Origin of the sequence: Streptomyces sp. NPDC058579, assembly GCF_042718575.1 — a bacterium.
Taxonomy (GTDB): Bacteria; Actinomycetota; Actinomycetes; order Streptomycetales; family Streptomycetaceae; genus Streptomyces.
Map to the genome: position 1 here is coordinate 1 of NZ_JBHXPI010000090.1, position 3,421 is coordinate 3,421.

Genomic DNA, 3,421 nt, shown 5'->3' on the forward strand with positions numbered 1-3,421 from the left:
GGCCCGGACTGCTCCTTCTCGGTGAGAAGGCGCAGCCGGGCCGCCGCGTAGCCGCTGGGTCCCGAGTCTTCCGCTCGTGTGCTCGTGTCGACGCTCGTCACCCAGCAGCTCCTTAAGTGCCCCGTGCTTACAGTGCGTCCGGACCGCGTTCGCCGGTGCGGACCCGTACGGCCGTCTCGACCGGGACGCTCCACACCTTGCCGTCCCCGATCTTGCCGGTTCGGGCGGCCTTGACCACGACATCGATGAGCTGTTCGGCGTCGTCGTCCTCGACCAGGACCTCGATACGGATCTTGGGGACGAGGTCGACGGTGTACTCGGCACCGCGGTAGACCTCGGTGTGGCCGCGCTGGCGGCCGTATCCGCTGGCCTCGGTGACCGTGAGGCCCTGGACTCCGAAGGCCTGCAGGGCCTCCTTGATCTCGTCCAGCCTGTGCGGCTTCACGACGGCGGTGATGAGCTTCATGCGTCCACCTTCTTGTTCTCCGTGACGGCGGGGGCGGGGGCGGCGGTGGAGCGCGAGGACGCGCCGCCGCCGGCTCCGCTGAAGTCGTACGCGGTCTCGGCGTGCTCGACCTGGTCGATGCCGGAGACCTCGTCGTCCTCGCTGACCCGCATGCCCATCGTCTTGTCGATGATGAGCGCGAGGATCGCGGAGGCGATCAGAGAGTAGGCGAGGACCGCGGCGACGCCGATGGCCTGCTTGCCGAGCTGCTCCAGGCCACCGCCGTAGAAGAGGCCCTTGACGTCGGACTGGACGCCGCCGGTGGCGAAGAAGCCGACGAGGAGGGAGCCGACGACACCGCCGACGAGGTGGACGCCGATGACGTCGAGGGAGTCGTCGTAGCCGAACTTGTACTTCAGGCCGACGGCCATGGCGCAGAGCAGACCGGCGATCGCGCCGATGGCGATGGCGCCGAGCGGGGAGCAGGAGCCGCCGGACGGGGTGATGGCGACGAGGCCCGCGACGGCGCCGGAGGCGGCGCCGAGGGTGGTGAAGGAGCCGTGGCGGAGCTTCTCGTAGCCGAGCCAGGCGAGCATGGCGGCGGCGGTGGCGACCTGCGTGTTGACGAACATGACCGCGCCGACGCCGTCGTCGTTGCCGAGCCACGAGCCGGCGTTGAAGCCGAACCAGCCGAACCAGAGCAGACCGGCGCCGAGCATCACCAGCGGGAGGCTGTGCGGGCGCATCGGGTCCTTCTTGAAGCCGACGCGCTTGCCGATGACGAGGATGACGCCGAGGGCCGCGGCACCGGCGTTGATGTGGACGGCCGTACCGCCGGCGAAGTCGATGACGCCCATCTCGAAGAGCCAGCCGCCGGCGCCCCAGACCCAGTGCGCGACCGGGAAGTAGACGACGGTGACCCAGAGGGTGATGAAGAGGGCCCAGGCGGTGAACTTGACGCGGTCGGCGAGCGCGCCGCTGATCAGGGCGGGCGTGAGGATCGCGAACATCAGCTGGAAGACGGCGAAGACGTACACCGGGATGGTGTAGCCGTCCCACAGCTCGGTGACGCCGATGCCGCTGAGGCCGACGTAGTCGGAGGACCAGCCGATGATCGATCCGGAGTCGGTGCCGAAGGCCATGCTGAAGCCGTAGAGCACCCACAGGATCGTGACGATCCCGAGGCTGATGAAGCTCATCATCAGCATGTTCAGGGTGGACTTGACGCGGACCATGCCTCCGTAGAAGAAGGCGAGTGCCGGGGTCATCAGCATGACCAGGGCGGAGCAGATGAGCATGAACCCGGTGTTGGCTGCAGACAGCTCGGGGGCGTCTGCGGCCAGGGTCGTGATGGCTGGTGCCATCGGCGTCTCCTCGTCGTCGGTACGGCCTGTGCGGGGCGGGGCCGGAGAGCGGCTTTGGCCATGAGGGGTGGCCGGTTATGCGCCAGAGATTCGCGCAGCGCGGTTTCCGCCGATGCCGCCCGATGTTTCGCCGCAGTGACGAAGGGGTGGGACGTGTTACGCGACTGTGAACGTCCGGGTCACGGACATGTAACGCACTTATCATCCCGAGACCGCAACCATCGATTGAGTAACCACAGCGGCGATCAGCCACATCCGCGAGAGCGGCGCCGGTTTAGGCGCAAAAAGGGGCCCGGCCGCGACAGGCGGTCCCTGGTGTCCTGGCGGCGGGGGAGCCGAGTCGGGCAGTACGGGAACGCTGTCGCGGCCGGAGTGTGTGGGCCCTGGCGCGGGCGGTGGGGTCAGACGGCCTCGGCCGTCTCGGGGAGCAGGGCGGTGAGCCGGTCGGTGAGCTGGACGACCTCCGCGACGTCGCGGAAGTCGCGGGCGGCCGTGTCGACGGTCTTGCGCAGCCGGGTGTTGACCCGCTCGGAGCGGACGCTCTTGGCGACGCCGAGCGCCTTCTCGACGAGGACGGCCGACTGCTCGGGCTCGCGCTTGAGGAGGTGCACGGTGGCCATGCCGATGAGGTTGAGTGCGTACGAACGCTGGTGCTCGGAGTCCTTCTCGAAGAGGGAGACGGCCCGCTCCATGACGGGCTCGGCGAGCGAGGCGTAGGTCGGGGAGCGGCCGGCGACGTAGGCCAGGTCGCGGTAGGAGTGCGAGTTCTCGCCGTTGAGCTCGGCCTCGGAGAAGAAGCGGATCCAGTCGGGCTCGGGCTCGCCGTCGAGGCCGACGTCGGCGAAGGTGTCCTCGGCCATCCGCACGGCCCGCTTGCACTTGGAGGGCTGGCCCATGTTGGCGTAGGCGCGGGCCTCCATCGCATACAGCATGGCCTGGGTGCGCGCGGTGGCGCAGTCGCGACTGCCGTACTGGGCGAGGTGGATGAGTTCGAGGGCGTCGTCGGGCCGGCCGAGGTGGATCATCTGGCGGCTCATCGAGGACAGGATGTACGAGCCGAGGGGCTTGTCCGCGGCCTCCTTCGCGGCGTGCAGGGCGAGGACGAAGTACTTCTGGGCGGTGGGCTGCAGGCCCACGTCGTAGCTCATCCAGCCGGCCAGCTCCGCCAGTTCGGCGGCGCACCGGAAGAGGCGCTGGGCGGTGACGGCCGGCTGCGGCTCCTGGAGCAGGTCGGTGACCTCGTGGAGCTGGCCGACGACGGCCTTGCGGCGCAGTCCGCCGCCGCACTGGGCGTCCCACTGGCGGAACATCGCCGTGGTGGATTCCAGCAGGTCGAGCTCTATGGCGGAGAGCTTGCCCGGGCGGTGGCCGACGGGGATCGGCTCGGGCGGGGCGGGTTCGCCGGCCGGGGTGGGGACGAGCCAGCGCTGCATGGGCTCGATGAGCGAGGGCCCGGCGGCGAGCGCAAGGGAGGTGCCGAGGAAGCCCCGGCGGGCGAGCATGAGGTCGCTGCGGGAGAACTCGCTGAGCAGGGCGACGGTCTGGGGCCCGGCCCAGGGCAGGTCGACGCCGGAGACGGACGGCGCCTGGTGGGCCGTGCGAAGCCCGAGGT

The 3,421-nt window shown here is 69.8% G+C and carries 3 protein-coding genes; all 3 read right to left on the reverse strand.

Annotated features, from left to right (window positions below):
- Positions 1 to 127: 127 nt before the first annotated feature.
- A complete protein-coding gene (locus ACFWRO_RS36995) occupies positions 128 to 466 on the reverse strand; it encodes a P-II family nitrogen regulator (protein WP_101390346.1) in 339 nt (112 codons plus the stop codon).
- The gene (locus ACFWRO_RS37000) at positions 463 to 1,809 is read right to left on the reverse strand and encodes an ammonium transporter (protein ID WP_384519079.1); all 1,347 of its coding nucleotides are present in this window, start codon (positions 1,807 to 1,809) and stop codon (positions 463 to 465) included. Before ACFWRO_RS37000 ends, ACFWRO_RS36995 begins: the two co-directional genes overlap by 4 nt.
- Before the next feature lie 401 nt (positions 1,810 to 2,210).
- On the reverse strand, positions 2,211 to 3,421 hold a 1,211-nt coding region (locus ACFWRO_RS37005; protein WP_384519082.1), incomplete at its 5' end, for a hypothetical protein.